This window comes from Cupriavidus phytohabitans, from assembly GCF_017815025.1.
GTDB lineage: Bacteria > Pseudomonadota > Gammaproteobacteria > Burkholderiales > Burkholderiaceae > Cupriavidus.
Window position 1 is genome coordinate 1 of sequence record NZ_JAGIQB010000027.1, and the last position, 18,756, is coordinate 18,756.

Here is an 18,756-nt window from a genome sequence, read left to right on the forward strand (position 1 = left end):
GTCATGCAGCTTTCGTGATCCTCATTTAACGTCTCTGCCGCCCTTCCGTTGGCAGAGGTTTTTCAGACCATCCCTAAGCGGAATGTGTACTCAGGTGCAAGCGAGTATTGGTTGTGCTTCTCAAAGTCCCACAGGACGATTCCGTCCGGAGTGAAGATCAGGAAGACGTTCGGATTAATATGCGCACTCATTGTTGTCGCCTCCAATAAGATGCCCCGAATTGGGGCATCTTGCGTCAATTACTTCTTGATCGGCGCACCGATTTGCGTCCAGTTTGCCATTTTCGCGGATTCGAGAATGATTTTGGTCATGATGCCTCCCGGATTTGACACTGAATTGCCGCACGAAAGTGTGCGGTAATTGAAAGGTAGGCAACCGAAGGCTGCGTCGCGATGCGAATATTCTGGTTGGATGGAGGGAATTTTCCCGTTTGGCGCGACGAATTGCGCCACCCCAGGAGTACGCGATCAAAGGAATGCAGGCTGGGGCCGGGTGACGTGCCTTCAGACACAACGGAGCCTGGCTTCGATGGATGAAACCTCGACCCGGTATTCTGAAAGCGTGGAGATGGCGCGGGAGCCGAGGGATGCTGAGAGAGGGCGGCCGGCCGCAAGGGAGTACGCCCGGATATGAGTCGCTGTGCCTCCCGGACGGGACGGCACAGCGCTTATACCGTCCGTCAGGCTCGGCTGTGTGAGTACCGCGTGATCGGCCGCTATGGCAAGGCGACTGCCCGGTGCCGGCTAGCTGTGACCGCTCATGCTGTAGCGGCCCGGGGTCGCTACATTGGGTTGGTTTGCCCCCGGCACGGATCCGTAACGGACCGGCAGCGCGGGAGGGCGCGCCACCAAGCTTGGGGGAGGTTGCTACTCAAAGCACGTCGTCCTTCATGTGATACCAGTGATACAGCACCCGCTGTCCCAGCCGGCGGAACGGCGCGAACATCTGCGATTCCACCATCTCGCGCACGTTCGGGAACGGCAGTGGCGAGCGGAAGATCGGCAGCTCCGGCAGCACCGACGACTTGCCGGCGATCAGCGCCGCCAGGCGCTTGCCGGCCTGGGCGGAATACATCACGCCATTGCCGCCATAGCCCATGGCGTAATAGATCGACTGCGCGGGATCCGGCTGCGTGATGCGCGGCATCATGTCGTGGCTGACATCGACCCAGCCCCACCAGGAATAGTCGACCTGGATGCCCTGCAGCGCGGGGAACTTGCGGTACATGTCGCTGATGAGCTTCTGCTTGTACTGGTCCTGCGGCGCGTCGTTGCCGGTGATGGCGCTGCGGCTGCCGATCTGCAGGCGGCCGTCCGGCATCAGCCGGTAGTAGTGGCGCAGGATGCGCGTGTCGGTGATGACCTGCGTGGTGCGGAAGTTGCACGCGGCCAGTTCGCCGGCGGTGAGCGGGCGTGTGACGATGGAGTTCGACAGGATCGGGAACAGCCGGTTCTTCAGCTCGTGGTGCAGTGACTGCGAGGTATAGCCACCGGTGGCGACGCCCACGGCGCGGGCGCGCACGATGCCGCCGGGGGTGCGCAGGTAGTGCATGCCGTTGCGGGTTTCCCACCCGGTCACGGGGCTGGACGGATGCACCTTGGCGCCCAGTTCGCGCGCGCGGCGCAGGTAGCCGAAGGCGAGCTTGCCGGCGTGGATGCCGATGCCTTCGGGCTCATGCATGGCGCCCGCGGCTTCCTTGTCGTCGACATAGTCGCGCCGCACGGTGTCCGCGTCCATGACCCGCGCATCGTACTTGAAGACTTCGCGCAGGACCTTGGCTTCCTTCTCCAGCGCCGGCATCACCTTGGCGCGGTGCGCGATGTACAGGTGGCCGCCGGGCTGCGGATCGCAGTCGATATCCCGGATCAGGCCCTTGAAGGTCTCCATGCCGTCGCAGACTTCTTCGTGCAGGCGCAGCGCGGTATCCAGGCCGTAGCGCTGGATCCACTGCGAGCGCTTGAGCCGCCCCGACGCGCATTGCGCCTGGCCGCCGTTGCGCGTGCTGCAGCCCCAGCTGACGCGGTTGGCTTCCAGCACGGTGGCCTTGATGCCGTATTCCTGCGCCAGGAAGATGGCGCAGGTCAGGCCGGTGAAACCCGAGCCGATGATGGCCACGTCGACGTCGATGTCGTGCGTGATCGGGCCGTCGTCGGCGGGCGGCTCGCCAGCGGTGCCGATCCAGTAGGTGGGCGCGTATTCCCGGCCGTGGCCGGGGGTGGGGGTGTGCAGCGGGTCGTAGGCGGGGTCGTATGGCCGGGTCGGCGCGGTGGACTGTTCGCCGGCAAGTAGGCTGCTGCGGGGGGCTACGGCTTGCATCGCGCGTCTCCTCGCTCAGGCCGCGGGGGCGGCCTGGGGGGCTACCACCGGCGGGCGGTCCTTGCGGTACGCGTTCTTCACCGCGATCTTGCCGTCGCGGAAGGTGAAGACGTCGACCATGCGTGCCTCGATTCGGGCACCGTCGGCACGGGTGCCGCGGAAGGTGGATTCGCTGACGCCGCGGTCGCCCACGACGAAGTGGTCGCCATCGACCCATTGCGCGTCGGGGAAGGTCTGCCAGGCCAGCTGGAAGCCTTCGCGCACCGCGTCGCGGCCGGCAAAGCTGCGGCCCAGCAGGTCGGGGCCTGCCACGCCGTGGAAGACGCAGTCATCGGCCATGCAGCCCATCAGGGCTTCGATGTCGTGGCGGTTCCAGGCGTCGTTGAAGGCTTGCAGCAGTTCGATGCCGGCGGCGGTGTTGTCCTTGGACATGGGCTTGGTCTCCTGAGTGTTGTCTCTGCCGGTCCGTGGGGAACCGGCCATGACTCGAGGATAGGGAAGCCGTGCGCGGCGCTGTAGCGCCAGTTCGGGACAATCGCTTGGGCCAGCGGCGCGGGACCGTGCCGCCGGCCGGGTCAGGCCGCGGGGCGGGCCCGGGATGTGACGGACGAGGGTGCCGGGGCGGCGCTGGCGGTGGCCTGCAGTTCACGTGCCACGCCGGCCAGCACGCGGATGCCCGGTTCGATGCGGTCCAGCGAGATCGACGAGTAGCCCAGACGGAAGCCGTTGCGCGGTGCGGGCTCGGCCATGAAGAAGACACTGCCGGGTTCGATCAGCACGCCTTGCAGTTCCGCCAGCCGCGCCAGCGCATCCGCATCGAGCCAGGACGGCCCCTCGATCCAGCATGAGGCGCCGCCGGCGATCGGCACGGCGCGGAAGTCTGGCATATGCGTGGCCAGCGCCGCCAGCACCGCTTCGGCACGCTCACGGTGCGCGGCGGCCAGCCGGCGCAGGTGCGCGTCATAGTGGCCCAGCGACAGGAACAGCGAGAACGCGCGCTGGATATATGCCGAGGGGTGCCGCAGCATCAGCCGCCGCGCGCCGCGCAACTCGGCGATCAGTGCCGCCGGCCCGACGATGTAGCCGATGCGCAGCCCCGGCGCCAGGCTCTTGGACAGGCTGCCGACGTAGATCACGCGGTTGCTGCGGTCCAGGCTCTTGAGCGTGGGCGTGGGGTCGCCCTCGAAGCGGCTCTCTGCCTCGTAGTCATCCTCGATCAGCACGAAGTCCGCGTCCTCGGCCTGCCGCAGCAGCGCCTGGCGGCGCGCCAGCGGCATGGTGACGGTGGTGGGGCACTGGTGGCCGGGGGTCACGTAGACGTAGTCGCAGGCGCGCTGCGCATCTGACAGCGTCAGGCCGTCGCCATCGACCGGCACGGGCACCAGGTGCGAGGTGTGCGAGCCGAAGATATTGCGTGCGTCCGGATAGCCGGGATCCTCGATGCCCACCGGCGTGTCGGGGCTGACCAGCAGGTCGGCCAGCAGGTACAGTGCCTGCTGCGCGCCGACGGTAATCACGATCTCATCGGTCCCCGCCCAGACCCCGCGGCGCGGCAGCACGCGGGTGCGGATCTGCTGCACCAGCGACTCGTCGTCGCGCAGGATCATGTCCTGGGCCCAGTCGTGGATGTCGAGCACGCTCAGCGCCTTCAGGCAGCATTCGCGCCAGTCCGCGGTGGGGAACAGCGCAGGGTCGTACTGGCCGTAGATGAAGGGGTAGGGGTAATCGCGCCAGTTGGCGCGCTTGACGATATTGCGCTGCTGGGTCGGGCGGAACACAAAGCGCCGCTCCCAGTCGGGCTCGCCCGAGCGGGCGGGCACCGGTTCGCCGCGCAGCGAGGCGACGCCACTGACGCGCGTGCCCAGGATCTCCGGGTTGACGAAGTAGCCGCTGCGCTCGCGCGCCACCAGGTAGCCTTCGTCGACCAGTTGCTGGTAGGCCAGGACCACCGTGTTGCGCGCCACGCGCAGCTGCGCCGACAACTCGCGGCTGCTGGGCAGCGGCTCGCCCTGCGGCAACTGCTCGTCAAGGATGGCCGAGACCAGCATCTGGCGGATCTTGCCCTGCAGGCTCAGGCCAGAATGGACATGCTGCTGGAACAGTTGCGACCAGAGGGTAGTGGGAGACTTCAGGCTCATGGGGCAAGGGGCGTTACCTGAACGGCGAAGCGCGCCAGCATACCGCACCGGCGCGCAACGTCAGTCAGGGTCGGATAGCGTCAGGTATCGTCAGGCATCAATACTCATTCAGGTCGGGGCGCGGCAGCTCGGCCAGCGGCACTACCTGATCCGGGTTACGCCGAAACAGTTGGCGCGCGGCGTAGGCCACCAGCAGGATCGCCAGGCTGACCACGCCCAGCGCAAGCGGCGTGCGCTGGTCGGGAATGAAGGCCATCGCCACCACGATGCCGAGCATGGCAACGATCGCCAGGTAGGTCAGGTACGGGTAGCACCACATGCGCACGCGCAGCTGGCCGGGCGCTTCGCGCTCCAGGCGGGAACGCAGGCGCAGTTGCGAGATCGCGATCAGGATGTAGACGAAGATCGCCACCGTGCCGTACGAATTCACCAGGAAGGCGAACACCGTATCCGGCGAGACATAGGACATCACCACCGCGCCGTAGCCGAACAGCGTGGCCACCAGGATCGCGCGCACCGGCACGCCGTTGCGGCTGACGCGGGCCAGCGACTGCGGCGCATCGCCGCGGCGGGTCAGCGCGAACAGCATGCGCGACGAAGCGTACAGGCCGGAGTTGAGCGCCGACAGCACCGCGGTCAGCACGATCGCGTTCATGATCTGTGCGGCGGCGGGCACGCCCATCACGTTCAGCGCGCTGACGTACGGCGTGGCGATGCTGTTGGAGTTCCACGGCACCAGGCATACCACCAGCAGGATCGAGCCGACATAGAACACCAGCACGCGCGTGATCACCGAGCTGGTGGCCTTGGCCACGGCCTTCTGCGGCTCGGCGGTCTCGGCCGCGGCGATGGTGACGATCTCGGCGCCGAAGTAGAAGCCGGTGGCCGCGACCGCGCCGGTCAGCACCGGCACGATGCCGTTCGGCAGGAAACCGCCGTTGACGGTCAGGTTGGCCACCTGCATGCCCTGGGCGCCGGGAGCCAGGCCCAGCACGTACACGCCGGCGACGAACAGGAACACGATGATTGCCGCGACCTTGATCGAGGCGAACCAGAACTCGAACTCGCCGAACGACTTGACCGACACCAGGTTGGTCAGCGTCAGCATCACCAGCAGCACCAGGCTGATGGTCCAGTTGGGCACGTCCGGCAGCCAGTAGCGCACCAGGTCGGCGCCGGCGACGGCTTCGAGCGCCACCACGATGACCCAGAAGTACCAGTACATCCAGCCGGTCAGGAAGCCGGCGAGGTTGCCCACCGCGGGGCGGTCGCGCCAGGCTTCGCGCGCATACTCGTAGAAGCCGCCGGTGCCGGGCAGGGCGCACGCCATCTCGCCCAGCATGCGCATGACCAGCACGACCAGCAGGCCGGTGATCAGGAAGGAAAGGACCGCGCCGGGGCCGGCCGACTTGATGACGACGCCGCTGCCGACGAACAGGCCGGCGCCGATCACGCCGCCAAGCGCGATCATGGTCATGTGGCGTTGCTTGAGGCCGTGGGATAGTCCGTTGCCGGACTGGGGTTGTTGGATCATGGTGTGTCTCCTGTGCTGCGCGTGCTGCCGGTGCTACTTGCAGCCAGACCAGCGTTTTTGGCAGGCGCCACGGCTTCTCTTCTGTATAGATGGCGGCGCGGGAAACGCCAGCCAGGGCCGTGGTCGGTTCAGTGTGTGCAATCCCGGGTGCGGGATGCTTATCCGTCCATGTCGACTAGTCTCCGGTGTCTGCTTAAAAATCCGGAACCAATTGTTCCGAAAAATTATTGTTTCACCGAAATGTAGGCCCTCCTCGGCGGAAGGTCAACCGGAAGTTTCGATAATTGATATGATTTGACTCTGAAAATGAAACTTACCTATGATGGAGCCAGGCATGAACGATATGCGCCTCGCCAAAAGTGACGCCAAGCCCGACGGAGACACGCCGGCACTGCGTTTGTTCGGCCTGCTCGAAGTCATCGCGGAGAAGGACCAGTCCTTCAACCTGCAGGCGCTGGTGGAAGAAACCGGCCTGCCCAAGCCCACGCTGCACCGCATGCTGCAGCAGCTCGAGGCGGCCGGACTGATCCAGCGCAACGGCGACGGGCGGCAATACGGCACCGGCCTGCGGCTGCGCCGGCTGGCGGAGAACCTGTTGCTCAACAGCACCTCGCACGGCGCGCGCCACATGGTGCTGCGGCGGCTGGTGGAAGAGGTGGGCGAGAGCTGCAACCTGACCGCGTTCTCGGGCGGCGAGGTGCTGTACCTGGACCGCGTGGAAACCGCGGCGCCGCTGCGCTTCTACCTGCATCCGGGCTCGCGCGTGCCGGCGCACTGCTCGGCCACCGGCAAGCTGTTCCTGGCGCAGCTGGCGCCGGCGCAGCGGCAGCGGCTGCTGGCGCATGCGGAGCTGGAGCGGTACACGCAGAACACGCTGACCGACCACGCGCAGCTGGAAGCGGAACTGGAGCGCGTGAAGCGCGACGGCTATGCGCTGGACGACGAGGAATTCCTGCCCGGGCTGGTCTGCATCGGCGTGCTGGTGCCGGCCGTGGATGGGGGCAAGTCCAACCTGGGGCTGGCGCTGCAGGCCCCGGTGATGCGCGTGGCGCGCGACAAGGTGGTGCAGCTGCTGCCCGCGCTGCAGCGCGCGGCGAGCGCACTGGCGGCGATCGAGGCCGAAAGCGCCAGCAGCTGGCAGGGCGGCGCGGAAAGCGCCGAAAGCGCCGAAAGCGCCGAAGAGGACGAATAGCGCGCACGGCGTCACGCGGGTAGCTCCGCTGGTCGCGGTGCCAATGTGAAAAAAGGCATGGCGACCAACGAGGAGCATGAGGTGACGCAAGAGCAGTATGGCAAGCCGGACCGGATGATTCCGGTCCGCGAGGTGTTCGGCATCGATTCCGGTCTGATGGTGCCATCCTTCAGTCAGCGCGACGACCACGTACCGGAGGTCGACCCGGCCTACCGCTTCCAGCCGGAGGTGACGCTGGCGATCCTGTCCGGCTTCATGCGCGACCGGCGCGTGATGGTGCAGGGGCTGCATGGCAGCGGCAAGTCCACCCATATCGAGCAGGTGGCGGCGCGGCTCAACTGGCCGTGCGTGCGCGTCAACCTGGACGGGCATATCAGCCGGCTCGACCTGGTCGGCAAGGACGCCATCGTCGTGCGCGACGGGCGGCAGGTGACCGAGTTCCAGGAAGGCATCGTGCCGTGGGCGCTGCAGCGGCCGGTGGCGCTGATCTTCGATGAATACGACGCGGGCCGGCCCGACGTGATGTTCGTGATCCAGCGCATCCTGGAGCGCGACGGCAAGTTCACGCTGCTCGACCAGAACCGGGTGATCCGGCCGCATCCGTCGTTCCGCCTGTTTGCCACGTCGAATACCGTGGGGCTCGGCAACGTCAACGGGCTCTATCACGGCACCCAGTTGCTCAATCATGCGCAGATCGACCGCTGGAACGTGGTCGCCACGCTGGACTACCTGCCGCACGAGGAAGAGGCGGGCATCGTGCTGGCGCGCGTGCCCGAGCTGGACAACGACGCCGGCCGCGCGCTGGTCGACGCCATGGTGGCCATGGCGGGGCTGACGCGGCGCGGGTTTGCGGCGGGCGACCTGTCGGCGCTGATGTCGCCGCGCACCGTGATCAGCTGGGCCGAGAACTGCCAGATCTTCCGCGATCCGGGCCTGGCGTTCCGGCTGACCTTCCTGAACAAATGCGACGAGGCCGAGCGGCCGGTGGTGGCGGAGTATTACCAGCGCTGCTTCGGACAGCTGCCCGGCGAGGCCGCCGCGGTTGCGGCCGCGTCGGAGTCCGCGCGATGACCGCGGCGTCGGCCACGGCGTCGGCCGCGCAGCAGCTGCGCCGGCGCCAGCGGCAGGACGAGCTCTCCGGCGCCGCCGTGCGCGCGCTGACCGGCGACGCGGCACTGCATTTCCGCGACGGCCAGCTCTGGCGCGCGATGCGGCCGGTGCCGCAGCACGCGCCGCACCTGCGTACCGATCCGGATACCGACACGGCGGCCTGCCTGCGCGGCGCCGCCGATGGCGCCGCGCTGCGGCAGGCGCATTCCGACGCCCCGCTGCACCGCAGCCTCTGTCCCGCCGATCCGGTCGAGCGCCTGGTCTTCGAGCTGCTCGAGCAACTGCGCTGCGAAACCCGCCTGCCGCGCGGCATGGCCGGCGTGGCAGCGAACCTGCGGCATCGCTTCATGGCGTGGTCGCGCGCGTTCCATCGCTCGGGGCTGACCGAGGGCCATCTCGGCATCCTGCTCTACACGGTGGCGCAGGTGGCGTGGTCACGGCTGAGCGGCGAACCGGTGCTCGAAGACACCGAAGACCTGATCGAGGCCACGCGCGCCGCCATCGTCCCCGTGCTGGGCACGGCGCTGGCCGGGCTGCGCGCGCAGCGCCACGACCAGTCCGCGTTTGCCGTGCATGCGCTGGCGCTGGCACGGGCCGTCGCGGACATGGTACGCAGCGAAGCGCCGCGTGCCGGCGAGGATGACGACAATGCCGTTTCCTCCGCACGCGCCGGCTTTGCGCTATGGCTCGATTTCGACGAGCCACCCGCCGAAGCCTTCGCCCTCGCCGACAGCGGCCACAGCCGCGTGCTAGCCGACGCCGCCGATGGCTACCGCATCTTCACCACCCGCTACGACCGCGAAGTGCGCGCCGCCACGCTGGTGCGCCGTGCCTTGCTCGACGAGTACCGCACGCGGCTCGACGCGCGCATCGCCCGCGCCGGCGTCAACGTGGCGCGGCTGGCCCGCATGCTGCGCGCCGCGCTGGCGCAGCCGCGTGTCGACGGCTGGTCCTTCGGCGAGGAAAGCGGCCGCATCGACGGCCGCCGGCTGGCGCAACTGGTCAGCTCGCCCGCCGAGCGGCGCCTGTTCCGCCGCGAAGCGTACAAGGCGCATGCCGATTGCGTGGTGGGTTTCCTGGTGGACTGCTCGGGATCGATGAAGGCGCGGGCGGAGCCGCTGGCATTGCTGCTCGACCTGCTCGCGCGCGCCCTCGACCAGGCCGGCGTGGCCACCGAGGTGCTGGGCTTCACCACGAACGCCTGGAACGGCGGCCGCGCCCGCTCCGACTGGCTCGCGCGCGGCCGGCCGGCGCACCCTGGCCGGCTCAACGAAACCTGTCACATGGTGTTCAAGGATGCCGCGCGCAGCTGGCGCCGCGCCCGCACCGACATGACCGCCTTGCTCAAGGCCGACCTGTTCCGCGAAGGCGTGGACGGCGAGGCGGTGGAGTGGGCCTGCGCGCGGCTGCACGCCACCGGCAAGGCGCGCCGCATCCTGGTGGTGGTGTCCGATGGCAGCCCGATGGATACCGCCACCGGGCTGGCCAACGATGCCTGCTATCTCGACAACCACCTCAAGGCCGTCGTGGCGCGGCACGAGACGTTGCGTGACGTGGAGGTGCTGGGGCTGGGGGTCGGGCTGGACCTCAGCCCGTATTACCGGCACACGCTGGCGCTGGACCTGTCGCAGCCGGTGGATATGGCGATGCTGGATGAGGTGGCGGGCTTGGTGGCGACGAGGCGGCGGTAGCCGCCCGTCGTCGAAACCGCTGCCAGGCCGTTGCTAGATCGCCGATGGATGGCGCGCCAGCGGCGTGACCGCGATGGTCATATACGGAAACAACGGAAGCGAAGACAGCAAGTCGTGCAGCGCATCGTTGCTTTCCACGTCGAAGATGCTGATATTGGCATAGCGGCCGGCCACGCGCCACAGATGGGGCCATTTGCCGGACTTCTGGATGTCGATGGCGCGCGCCTTCTCGGCGGCCCTGATCGCTTCGGCGCGGTCTGCCGGAAGCGAATCCGGGATCTTCACTTCCATCTGTACGCAATAAAGCATGGGGGTCTCCTCGCTTGTCGGGATGCAGTGTCTGGACGGTCAGCTCGCGCTGGCGTCGCCGGTGACGGGCGCCGTGCGGAATGGCTTGAGGCGGCCGATAAAGGTCTTGCCGTGCTCGAACCAGGCCTTGCGGACATCAGACGCCAGGTAAGTGGCGTAGGCGGCTTCGCTCTCGAACCAGCATTCGCCGATGGCATCGACGTGCCCGATGTCGAAGTAGGGCACGTGGGTATCGGTGGGCTGTCCGGCGACGAGGCGGACCTCATACTTGTGCAGGCCGGGCACATCGTGCGACATCTCGTCGTGGCGCAGGCATTCCGCGCGGAAGGTTTCGTCGGACATGCCTTCCGGCTTGACCAGCAGGTACAGCAGTCGAATCATATTGACTCCTCTTGGTTCGGTATTGGTTCACGCGTGGCCGTTGCGCGCCTTGCTGGCGCTCGCGCCGCGTTGTCAGGGATGCGCCCGCGCGGGTTCGGCCAGGGGCTCCGGCGCGAAGCGATCGCCGTCTTCGCCGATGGACTCGATGGCGATGCCGCGGGTCTCGGGCAACAGCAGCATGCCGAATACCGCGAAGGCATAGGCCACCAGGCAGAATGTCCCCATGGCATTGGCCAGGCCAATGTGAGTGGAGAGTACGCCGACGCCGACGACGGAACCCGCGCCCACCGACTTGCCCACGTTATAGGCGAAGCCCATGCAGGTCGTGCGCACATTGGTCGGAAACAGCTCGCTGAGGAAAGGCCCAAGGGCGGCGAACATCCCGATTGCCGAGAACCCGACCAGGAACCCCAGGACGGCGGCGAGCGTGGTGTTCAGCGGCAGCAGCATGTAGCTGACGGTGACGATCCATGCGCAGACCGACAGCAGGATCAGCGTCGGCCGCCGCCCGATGCGATCGCACAGGTCGGCTGCGAACGCGAAGCCGCAGAACGAGCCGAAAGCCATGATGAAGACCGTGACGATCATCGATGTCGGTGCGACGCCCCGCTGGCTGAGCAGGGACGGCAACCAGACCAGGATGGCATAGCAGCCGGCCTGCAGGCCGATCACCAGCACGCTCGACAGGATCAATGAACGCGCGTATTTGCGGCTGAACACCGAGGCCAGCGAAGCGCGCGGCGCGCGGCTTTGCCGGGCGCGCTCGAACATCGGCGCGTCCTTGATATGGCGCCGGATGAACAGCACGATCGACGCGGGGATAATGCCGCTCCAGAACGCCACGCGCCATGCCAGCTCCTGCGGAAGCCAGGCCAGCAGCAGCGTCGCCACGACGACCGCCAACGCCCAGCCCAGCGCGAAGCCCGATTGCACATAGCCCATGGCCTTGCCCCGATGCCTGGGGTCGATCACTTCTGCCATCAGCGCCGCGCCGACCGCCCATTCGCCGCCGAAGCCCAGGCCCTGAAGCATGCGGGCGACGACGAGTTGCTGGTATGTCTGGGCGAAGCCGGCGAGTATGCCGAACAGTGTGAACCAGACGATCGCCACCACCAGGATGCGCGCGCGGCCATAGCGGTCGCTGAGTATGCCGGCACCCCAGCCGCCGATGGCGGTAACGATCAGCGCCACCGTCCCAAGCACGCCGACTTCAGCCTTGGTCAGCCCCCAGGCCAGCGTCAGGGCGGGCAGCAGGAAGCTGAACATCTGCATGTCGAAGGAATCCAGCGCCCAGCCCGAATAGCATGCCCAGAACGTCTTCTTCTGCTGGGCAGTCCCGGTCTTGTACCAAGTCAACATGGTTGTCTCCTGTATTGCGTTTCGTTCTTTGTTTGTCCGGCGCCCCGGGATGCATCGATGCCCGGGGGCGCTGGCCTTCCCGGCGGGATTCAGGCAGGCTCGGCCATGGCCAGCGTGGAGATATCGAGATCCACGTCTGTGACTGACTGGAGCGCCTGCGGTGACATGTCGCCGATGATCTCGATGACCGACACCCCTTGCGCACCGATGGCGAAGGTGCCGAGTTCGGTGTAGACGCGGCTCACGCAGGCAAGCCCCGTCAGCGGATAGCTGCATTGGCGGCGCAGCTTGCTGGCACCGTCCCTGGTCATGTGGTCCATCATCACGAACACGCGCCTGGCGCCGATGGCCAGGTCCATGGCGCCGCCGACCGCGGGAATGGCGTCGGCTGCCCCCGTGTGCCAGTTGGCCAGGTCGCCGCGTTGCGATACCTGGAATGCTCCAAGCACGCAGATATCCAGATGGCCGCCGCGCATCATGCCGAAGGCATCGGCATGATGGAAAAAGGCCGCGCCTCGCTCCAGCCGGATGGCTTCCTTGCCCGCATTGATCAGGTCCCAGTCTTCCTGCCCGGGCTCCGCAGCCGACCATTGCCCGAGCACGCCGTTCTCGCTGTGCAGGATGACTTCGCGGTGACGGGGCAGGTGGTTGGCCACCAGGGTCGGCAGGCCGATGCCCAGGTTCACATACGATCCGTTGGGGATGTCGCGCGCCACGCGCGCGGCCAGAAGGTTCTTGGCTACTTGGTCCATGGTTCTCAATCCGCTTGCATGCGCGCAGCTTGTGCGTGCGCGCTGTCGTGCAGCACCACTCGGCTGACGAAGATGCCGGGCGTCACGATGGCTTCCGGGTCCAGCTCGCCCAGTTCGCAGACCCGTGCCACCGCGGCGATCGTCTGGCTTGCCGCCATCGCCATGACGGGAGCGAAATTGCGCGCGGTCTTGTTGTAGACGAGGTTGCCCCAGCGGTCGGCCGCCTCCGCATTGATCAACGCAACGTCCGCATGGATCGGATGCTCAAGCACGTAGCCGCGCCCGTCGATCTGGCGCGTCTCTTTGCCCTGGGCCAGCAGCGTGCCAAAGCCGGTCGGCGTGTAGAACGCGCCGATGCCGCTGCCGGCGGCGCGCAGGCGCTCCGCCAGCGTGCCCTGCGGCACCACTTCCAGCTCGATCTGGCCGGCGCGGTACAGGGCTTCAAAGACGTGGGCATCGCGCTGGCGCGGGAACGAGCACACCAGCTTGCGCACGCGACGCGCCTTGAGCAGCGCAGCCAGCCCGGTGTCGCCGTTGCCGGCGTTATTGCTGACTACCGTGAGATCGGTGGCGCCCTGTTCGATCAGGGCGTCAATCAGTGCATCGGGCATGCCGGCGCCACCGAATCCGCCGATCGCGATGGTGGCGCCGTCGGGGATGTTGTCCACCGCTTCGCGCGTCGTTCTGCAGAGCTTATCGATCATGTCTCGCTTCGTTGTTGTCTGGCGAGACTAGGTTGCCATGCAGCCGGTGGCCTCACAATTTCGGGTTCTGCAAGCACCCTTAGCGCTGGCTTAAGGCCCCGATGGCAGCGCGCGAGCTAGCTGCCGCTGACCCCCGGTGCATAGCGGCCGATCAACCGGTTGGCAAAATCACGGGCGAAGCTGGACAGGCCGTCGAGGTCGCGCGCGCAAACCTGGAAGGTTCGCACGGCCCAGTCATCGCGCAGGTCGCAGGCGCCGATCGGCTGCTCGCCCTTGAGGCGCGCGAACGCGGCCTTGGGCATGATGGCGATGCCGGCGCCGGCTGCGACCATGCGGCAGATGGCATCGTAGCTGGCCACATGCACGCGGATGGTCATGGGCTTGTGCAGCGCGCCTGCGGCGCGTGTCATGAACATCTGGAAGGCGCTGCCTTCGAGCAGCGCGACGAAGGCATATTGCAGCGACTGCTCGAACCAGACCTCGCGCTGCGTCAGCAGCGGGTGGCCTAGCGGTGCAACCAGGATCAGCGCGCTCTTGACAAAGGGAACGGCCTGCAAGCCGGCGGTGGGCACATTGCCGGAGATGATGCCGAGGTCGGTGCCGCCTTCACGCACCAGGCGGACAATGTCATCGCTCAGGCGCTCGCGGACATCGATGCGTACATCCGGATGGCTGACAAGGTAGTCACCGATCACCGGGGGCAGGTACTCCGTGATGGCCGTGGTATTGGCCACCAGCTTGAGCTGCCCGGAAAGGCCTGCGGTGAACGGCTGGAGGTTGCCCGTAAGCCGTTCCAGCTCGGCAAGCACCACGCGGGCATGCTGCAGATAAACCTCGCCGGCTGCCGTCAGCGTCACGCCCTGGGGCGAGCGCTCCAGCAATCGTACCCCCAGCGTGTCTTCAAGGTTCTTGATGCGGTTGCTGACCGCCGGCACGGAGAGGAAGGAGCGCTCCGCGCCACGGGTCAGGCTGCGCGTTTCCGCCACATTGACGAAGAGGCGGAAATCGGTGATGTCGAAGGGAACGGCCATGCTGCTGGTCTCGCGGCGTACTGACTGTGCCACCGATACCCGCGTCGGCGGGCATGCGGCGGCGGGATAACGGCCGCCGCGTGCTACCAGGTGGCGGGCTCGAAGCGGAAGCCTGGGCCCTGGCGCCTGACGTAGCCACAATAGGGCTCGCCGAAATGCACTGGTAGGATCAACGCCTCGCGCTCGGCGGCGTCATTCAGGAAGGCCAGGCGCGTGCTGCGCGCCAGGTCGGGGCGGATGCAATAGCCGGAGTTCACGTCAGGGCGAACGATCTGCAGCGGGCTGTGCAGGATATCGCCGCAGAAGATCGCCTCTTCGCCGCGCGAACGGATGCGGAACGCCACCTGGCCGGGACTATGGCCCGCAGCGGGTTCAACCTGCAGGCAGCCCGCGATCTCCTGCCCGGCCACCATCATTTCCGCCAGACCTTCGCTGACCACTGGCATCACGCTGTCAAGGAAGGATTCACCAAACACGTCCACCACGCCCGGCTCCTTGTTCCGGCCCTCGTCGCAGAAAGTGAAGTCATCCTTGGGGATGTAATAGCGCGCGTTGGGAAAGGTCGGCACCCAGCGATTGTCCTGCCAGGTGGTGTTCCATCCGACGTGGTCCGCGTGCAGGTGCGTCATCACGACATGGGTGACCTTTTCCGGCGGTGCGCCAGCCGCGATCAGCCACTCGCGCACCAGCGTGTTGAGCCTGTGCATGCGCGCGATGCCGGCACGCGGCTTGAAGTTGCCAACGCCCGTATCGACCACGATGATGCTGTCCCCCGCATGGACCACCCAGAACTGGATCGTCACGATCAGCTTGTTCATGTGCGGTATCCAATGGTGCGGCGCCATCAGGTCAGCATGGGCGTCAAGCACGGCGCGGTCGATGTCGGGGAACAGGAACGCGGGATCGTGCGTCGGCCCCGCATATTCGAGGATGCGGGTGATCTTGAGGTCGCCGAAGGCGCGCGCTTGCATCATGTGGCTTGTCTCCGTTTGGTGTTGTGAGTGCCCAGCGGCGAGGCCGCTTGCGGCATGGCCGACGCCGGCTTTGGCAGGCATCGAGCATCGGCGATCTTCGTCGCCTCGCCAATTTCGCAATCCAAAAGAGGGGTTTCAGGCAGCTTCATGCATGACGCTGCAGCACTGCGGCGGAGGATCGGTCAGGACAGCAGCGAGGTTTGTCACTCATGGATTCGCGACCATGACTGAACCAAATTGCCAGTCGGCCGGAGTATGGGCCCTGGAGTTGCAGGCGTCCAAGACAGAAAAAGTTGCTTCCCATACCCGATGGGTATGGGAATGGCGCGAAGTGTCGAGACAGTCGGACACGTTGCCGGGTGAGCCCGAGCACTGCCCGCGCCCTTCTAGCCTTCGCCGGCGGCGGCAGCCTGTCTTCGATCCACCGCGTCTTTCGGCTGCCACGACACCGCGATATCGCCGTCGATGAACGTCTGGCAAGCCAGCCGGAAGCCCGCTGCGAGTTCGTCTTCCGTCAGCAGTTTCTTTTCCTTCGGCTTGATCGCATCGGTATGTTCGCGGCCCTTGTCGATGCGGCACTTGCAGGTGCCGCACAGGCCGCCGCCGCACTTGAACGGAATGCCGCCCTGTTCGCGCAGCGACACGCGCAGCAGGTTGCTGTTGACCGGCGTGCTGACCGTCTTGCCGTGGTTGGTGAGGAAGGTGATCTGGATCATGGCGATGAATGCGTAGCGTGCGGGCGTGAGGCTTCAGGATCGGCCCCCACGGCGACCGGTGTGGGCACGAGGGCGATGTCCATGCTGCCGAAGCTGGCCAGCTCGCGCAGCGCGGCGCGGGCGGCCTCCAGCGTGGCGTACTTGTCGAGGAACTTGGTCGATACCAGGTTGATGATGCCGGGTGGGGTTTCCTCCTGCACCCGTACCTCGGTATCGGCCGCCAGCTCGGCGATGACAAAGCGGGCCGTGCGCTTGCCGTAGAAGACGTAGTCGTACGCCTCGACCGCGGTCATGCCGCCGGTAGGCTCGGTGCGGAACTGGCCGGGGCGGCTGGTAAGCAGCACGAACATGTCAGGCTCCCGCGATTGCCGTGGCGAGCGCGGCGGGGGCAGGCAGGTCGTCCTGGGCCAGCTCGATGTCATGCTCGATCCAGAGCTGGCACGCCAGCCGGTAACCCTGCTCCAGCCGGTCGCCGAGCTGCTTCTTTTCCTTCCAGTTGGGCGGCGGCAGGTGCTCGGCGCCGGCGAGCACGCGGCAGGCGCACTTGGAGCATTTGCCCATGCCGCACTCGTAGCGCAGGTTGGGGTAGGGGAACTGCCGGATGCCGGCGCGGACAACCAGGTTGGTCTGGGGCTTGACCTCGTCGGTGAAGGTTTCGCCTCGCTTGTGGAAGGTGACTTTGGGCATCGTTCGGTCTGGGAATAATCAGGGAAATCCGGCTGCGGTGGCGATGCTCGCGCGCGCCTACGACCACAACACCATTGCCGCCACGGTGGAGCAGCCCAGCCCGATCAGCACCGGGATCAGCAGCGCGCGCACCGCTTCCAGCACCGGCACCCGGGCGAAGCCGGCCACCGCGATCAGCGATGACCAAGCCACCAGCGTGCCGCCGCCGGTCCAGACCGCGCCCATCTGGCCCACCGCGGCGAGCGTGGCCGGGTCGAAGCCGACCACCGGCCCGAGCGCGCCCGCCAGCGTGCCGGTCAGCGGTAGGCCTGCGAAACCGGAGCCGTCGATGCCGGTGATCATGCCGACCAGCAGCACCCCGAAGGCGACCAGCACGTGGTTGTCCGGGATCATGTGCTGGTAGGCCTGGATCAGCTCGAACAGCAGGCTCGGCGCCTTGCCCGGCGGCAGGCCGAGGATCTGCGCGGCAGTTTCGCCCGCGCCCACGAAGAAGAAGCCGGCGATCGGCAGCACCGAGCCCATCGCCTTGAAGGCGAAGACGAAGCCATCGGTGATGTGCTCCGGGCAGACGTCGAGCATGCGGCGCGGGCCTTCGGCGGCCAGCGTCGCCAGCATCATCAGCACCGCCGCGACGCCGCCGACCAGCGCGGCCGCGTCGCCGCCCTTGAGATCCTGCACGCCGGCGCCGAGCTTGGGCAGCACCATCACGGCGACCACGGCGAGGAAGGCAACCGGCGTCACGATGGCGAAGCACTTCGACCACTTCACCCGGCGCCTGGCGACCATCGACAGGCTTGCCTCGATATTGCTGTCGGTGGCGAGCGGTTCGGCGTGCGCGGTGCCTTTGGCGATCTCGACCTTGTCGAAGGTGATGCCGCCGTCGATCGCCTCGGCGGTGCCGCCGGCCTGCGCCTGCCAGCGGTCGAGCAGGGTGCCGCAGGCCGGCACGATGTGCTTGCGCATCGACAGGTATGCCAGGCATAGCGCAATGCAGCCGGTGATGATCGACAACGCCAGCGCGCGGTCGGCCACCACCGCGGCGCTGACCGCCGCGCCGGCGGCCTTGGCACTGATCCCCGGCGCGACGCCGATCACGTAGTCCGACGACAACGCCATGCCTTGCCCGGCAATGGCGATCGCCATCGCGCCGGCCAGCGGCGGCAGCCCCGCCGCGATCGCGGCCGGCAGCAGGATGGCCGAGACCAGCGGCACGGCCGGCGTCGGCCAGAAGAACAGCGAGATGACGTAGGTGATGCCCGCCAGGATGAAGAAGGCCGAATGCCCGTTCTTCATCACCACGCGGAAGGGCTCGACCATGCGTATGTCGGAGCGCAGCGTCTTGAGCGCATTGAGGAGCGCCGTCATGAAGGCGATCACCAGGAAGATATTGAACAGTTCCTTGGCGGCAACCAGGCTCGCGGAAAACACCCCGCCCAGTGCCGACACCGGGCTGCCGGTCAGCGCAAAGACGACCAGGGCGGTGCCGACGATCGACGGGACGACAACATTGGCGCGCAGGATCATCGTCAGCACGATGACTGCTACCCCTGACAGATAGATCCAGTGCGCGGCACCGATCACGACTTGTTGTGACATGAAGACTCCCTGGGGGCGGAGGGGTTTGTGGAGGGCGGATCCATCGGACTGTGCTGCATCCGTTTCGGTATACTATATTCCAGAGTGTCGCCGCGCCAAGCGATTTCTCATCCGGAATTACGCCTAGACGAAGGCGGTGCAGATTCGCTCAAGACCGCACATTTATTGGGAATTTGCCCCGATCCGCTTTCCTTTCGATGGTGCATGGCGGCCCAATCCGGTTGCTCGGCATCACTGCGATATGTAGACTGTATACCGTTTAATAT

General features: G+C 66.7%; 19 protein-coding genes. 3 read left to right on the forward strand and 16 right to left on the reverse strand.

Annotated elements, in window-relative coordinates; translation table 11 throughout:
• Positions 1 to 870: 870 nt before the first annotated feature.
• From J8I34_RS19035 to J8I34_RS19050, 4 genes are all read right to left on the reverse strand, one after another.
• Complete coding sequence (locus tag J8I34_RS19035) at positions 871 to 2,316, reverse strand: NAD(P)/FAD-dependent oxidoreductase (protein ID WP_029044927.1); 1,446 nt, start codon at positions 2,314 to 2,316, stop codon at positions 871 to 873.
• Positions 2,317 to 2,331: 15 nt separating this feature from the next.
• The gene (locus J8I34_RS19040; protein WP_209806698.1) at positions 2,332 to 2,748 is read right to left on the reverse strand and encodes a nuclear transport factor 2 family protein; all 417 of its coding nucleotides are present in this window, start codon (positions 2,746 to 2,748) and stop codon (positions 2,332 to 2,334) included.
• 143 nt (positions 2,749 to 2,891) lie between these two features.
• Complete coding sequence (gene pdxR, locus J8I34_RS19045) at positions 2,892 to 4,454, reverse strand: MocR-like pyridoxine biosynthesis transcription factor PdxR (protein WP_209806699.1); 1,563 nt, start codon at positions 4,452 to 4,454, stop codon at positions 2,892 to 2,894.
• A 97-nt stretch (positions 4,455 to 4,551) separates the two neighbouring features.
• Positions 4,552 to 5,988, reverse strand: a complete 1,437-nt coding sequence (locus J8I34_RS19050) for an amino acid permease (RefSeq protein ID WP_209806700.1) — start codon at positions 5,986 to 5,988, stop codon at positions 4,552 to 4,554.
• Between the two features lie 334 nt (positions 5,989 to 6,322).
• Here J8I34_RS19050 and J8I34_RS19055 point away from each other — a divergent pair, with 334 nt between their 5' ends.
• The 3 genes from J8I34_RS19055 to J8I34_RS19065 are packed head-to-tail and all read left to right on the forward strand — an operon-like array spanning position 6,323 to position 9,981.
• A complete protein-coding gene (locus J8I34_RS19055) occupies positions 6,323 to 7,180 on the forward strand; it encodes an IclR family transcriptional regulator (protein WP_245176012.1) in 858 nt (285 codons plus the stop codon).
• 57 nt (positions 7,181 to 7,237) lie between these two features.
• On the forward strand, positions 7,238 to 8,251 hold the full coding sequence (locus J8I34_RS19060) for an AAA family ATPase (RefSeq protein WP_209806701.1): 1,014 nt from the start codon (positions 7,238 to 7,240) through the stop codon (positions 8,249 to 8,251).
• The gene (locus tag J8I34_RS19065) at positions 8,248 to 9,981 is read left to right on the forward strand and encodes a cobaltochelatase CobT-related protein (RefSeq protein ID WP_209806702.1); all 1,734 of its coding nucleotides are present in this window, start codon (positions 8,248 to 8,250) and stop codon (positions 9,979 to 9,981) included. Before J8I34_RS19060 ends, J8I34_RS19065 begins: the two co-directional genes overlap by 4 nt.
• 33 nt (positions 9,982 to 10,014) lie before the next feature.
• On the opposite strand, the gene catC is transcribed toward J8I34_RS19065, so the two are convergent.
• From catC to J8I34_RS19125, 12 genes are all read right to left on the reverse strand, one after another.
• The gene (catC, locus tag J8I34_RS19070) at positions 10,015 to 10,290 is read right to left on the reverse strand and encodes a muconolactone Delta-isomerase (RefSeq protein ID WP_029044934.1); all 276 of its coding nucleotides are present in this window, start codon (positions 10,288 to 10,290) and stop codon (positions 10,015 to 10,017) included.
• 39 nt (positions 10,291 to 10,329) lie between these two features.
• A complete protein-coding gene (gene mmlI / locus J8I34_RS19075; RefSeq protein ID WP_209806703.1) occupies positions 10,330 to 10,671 on the reverse strand; it encodes a 4-carboxymethyl-4-methylbutenolide mutase MmlI in 342 nt (113 codons plus the stop codon).
• A gap of 72 nt (positions 10,672 to 10,743) precedes the next feature.
• On the reverse strand, positions 10,744 to 12,030 hold the full coding sequence (locus J8I34_RS19080) for an MFS transporter (protein WP_209806704.1): 1,287 nt from the start codon (positions 12,028 to 12,030) through the stop codon (positions 10,744 to 10,746).
• An 89-nt stretch (positions 12,031 to 12,119) separates the two neighbouring features.
• The gene (locus J8I34_RS19085; RefSeq protein WP_209806705.1) at positions 12,120 to 12,782 is read right to left on the reverse strand and encodes a 3-oxoacid CoA-transferase subunit B; all 663 of its coding nucleotides are present in this window, start codon (positions 12,780 to 12,782) and stop codon (positions 12,120 to 12,122) included.
• A gap of 5 nt (positions 12,783 to 12,787) precedes the next feature.
• On the reverse strand, positions 12,788 to 13,486 hold the full coding sequence (locus tag J8I34_RS19090; protein ID WP_209806706.1) for a 3-oxoacid CoA-transferase subunit A: 699 nt from the start codon (positions 13,484 to 13,486) through the stop codon (positions 12,788 to 12,790).
• Between the two features lie 116 nt (positions 13,487 to 13,602).
• Entirely contained in the window at positions 13,603 to 14,517 is a 915-nt protein-coding gene (locus J8I34_RS19095) for a LysR family transcriptional regulator (protein ID WP_029044939.1), read from the reverse strand.
• Between the two features lie 83 nt (positions 14,518 to 14,600).
• Positions 14,601 to 15,491: an MBL fold metallo-hydrolase gene (locus J8I34_RS19100; RefSeq protein ID WP_029044940.1), complete on the reverse strand. Its 891-nt coding sequence runs from the start codon at positions 15,489 to 15,491 to the stop codon at positions 14,601 to 14,603.
• A complete protein-coding gene (locus J8I34_RS19105) occupies positions 15,488 to 15,640 on the reverse strand; it encodes a hypothetical protein (RefSeq protein ID WP_209806707.1) in 153 nt (50 codons plus the stop codon). The genes J8I34_RS19100 and J8I34_RS19105 overlap by 4 nt, the downstream gene beginning before the upstream one ends.
• A 237-nt stretch (positions 15,641 to 15,877) precedes the next feature.
• Positions 15,878 to 16,207: a 2Fe-2S iron-sulfur cluster-binding protein gene (locus J8I34_RS19110; RefSeq protein WP_209775669.1), complete on the reverse strand. Its 330-nt coding sequence runs from the start codon at positions 16,205 to 16,207 to the stop codon at positions 15,878 to 15,880.
• Positions 16,204 to 16,557, reverse strand: coding sequence for a ferredoxin (locus J8I34_RS19115; protein ID WP_209806708.1), 354 nt, complete (start codon positions 16,555 to 16,557; stop codon positions 16,204 to 16,206). Before J8I34_RS19115 ends, J8I34_RS19110 begins: the two co-directional genes overlap by 4 nt.
• Before the next feature lies 1 nt (position 16,558).
• Complete coding sequence (locus J8I34_RS19120; RefSeq protein ID WP_209806709.1) at positions 16,559 to 16,894, reverse strand: 2Fe-2S iron-sulfur cluster-binding protein; 336 nt, start codon at positions 16,892 to 16,894, stop codon at positions 16,559 to 16,561.
• A gap of 57 nt (positions 16,895 to 16,951) precedes the next feature.
• Positions 16,952 to 18,490: a hypothetical protein gene (locus J8I34_RS19125; protein WP_209806710.1), complete on the reverse strand. Its 1,539-nt coding sequence runs from the start codon at positions 18,488 to 18,490 to the stop codon at positions 16,952 to 16,954.
• Positions 18,491 to 18,756: the final 266 nt, after the last annotated feature.

Bases quoted from the DNA above. Each gene is read 5' to 3' on its own strand.
- J8I34_RS19035 (WP_029044927.1), bottom strand. From the start codon at position 2,316: ATGCAAGCCGTAGCCCCCCGCAGCAGCCTACTTGCCGGCGAACAGTCC.
- J8I34_RS19040 (WP_209806698.1), bottom strand. From the start codon at position 2,748: ATGTCCAAGGACAACACCGCCGCCGGCATCGAACTGCTGCAAGCCTTC.
- pdxR (WP_209806699.1), bottom strand. From the start codon at position 4,454: ATGAGCCTGAAGTCTCCCACTACCCTCTGGTCGCAACTGTTCCAGCAG.
- J8I34_RS19050 (WP_209806700.1), bottom strand. From the start codon at position 5,988: ATGATCCAACAACCCCAGTCCGGCAACGGACTATCCCACGGCCTCAAG.
- J8I34_RS19055 (WP_245176012.1), top strand. From the start codon at position 6,323: ATGAACGATATGCGCCTCGCCAAAAGTGACGCCAAGCCCGACGGAGAC.
- J8I34_RS19060 (WP_209806701.1), top strand. From the start codon at position 7,238: ATGGCGACCAACGAGGAGCATGAGGTGACGCAAGAGCAGTATGGCAAG.
- J8I34_RS19065 (WP_209806702.1), top strand. From the start codon at position 8,248: ATGACCGCGGCGTCGGCCACGGCGTCGGCCGCGCAGCAGCTGCGCCGG.
- catC (WP_029044934.1), bottom strand. From the start codon at position 10,290: ATGCTTTATTGCGTACAGATGGAAGTGAAGATCCCGGATTCGCTTCCG.
- mmlI (WP_209806703.1), bottom strand. From the start codon at position 10,671: ATGATTCGACTGCTGTACCTGCTGGTCAAGCCGGAAGGCATGTCCGAC.
- J8I34_RS19080 (WP_209806704.1), bottom strand. From the start codon at position 12,030: ATGTTGACTTGGTACAAGACCGGGACTGCCCAGCAGAAGAAGACGTTC.
- J8I34_RS19085 (WP_209806705.1), bottom strand. From the start codon at position 12,782: ATGGACCAAGTAGCCAAGAACCTTCTGGCCGCGCGCGTGGCGCGCGAC.
- J8I34_RS19090 (WP_209806706.1), bottom strand. From the start codon at position 13,486: ATGATCGATAAGCTCTGCAGAACGACGCGCGAAGCGGTGGACAACATC.
- J8I34_RS19095 (WP_029044939.1), bottom strand. From the start codon at position 14,517: ATGGCCGTTCCCTTCGACATCACCGATTTCCGCCTCTTCGTCAATGTG.
- J8I34_RS19100 (WP_029044940.1), bottom strand. From the start codon at position 15,491: ATGATGCAAGCGCGCGCCTTCGGCGACCTCAAGATCACCCGCATCCTC.
- J8I34_RS19105 (WP_209806707.1), bottom strand. From the start codon at position 15,640: ATGAAGCTGCCTGAAACCCCTCTTTTGGATTGCGAAATTGGCGAGGCG.
- J8I34_RS19110 (WP_209775669.1), bottom strand. From the start codon at position 16,207: ATGATCCAGATCACCTTCCTCACCAACCACGGCAAGACGGTCAGCACG.
- J8I34_RS19115 (WP_209806708.1), bottom strand. From the start codon at position 16,557: ATGTTCGTGCTGCTTACCAGCCGCCCCGGCCAGTTCCGCACCGAGCCT.
- J8I34_RS19120 (WP_209806709.1), bottom strand. From the start codon at position 16,894: ATGCCCAAAGTCACCTTCCACAAGCGAGGCGAAACCTTCACCGACGAG.
- J8I34_RS19125 (WP_209806710.1), bottom strand. From the start codon at position 18,490: ATGTCACAACAAGTCGTGATCGGTGCCGCGCACTGGATCTATCTGTCA.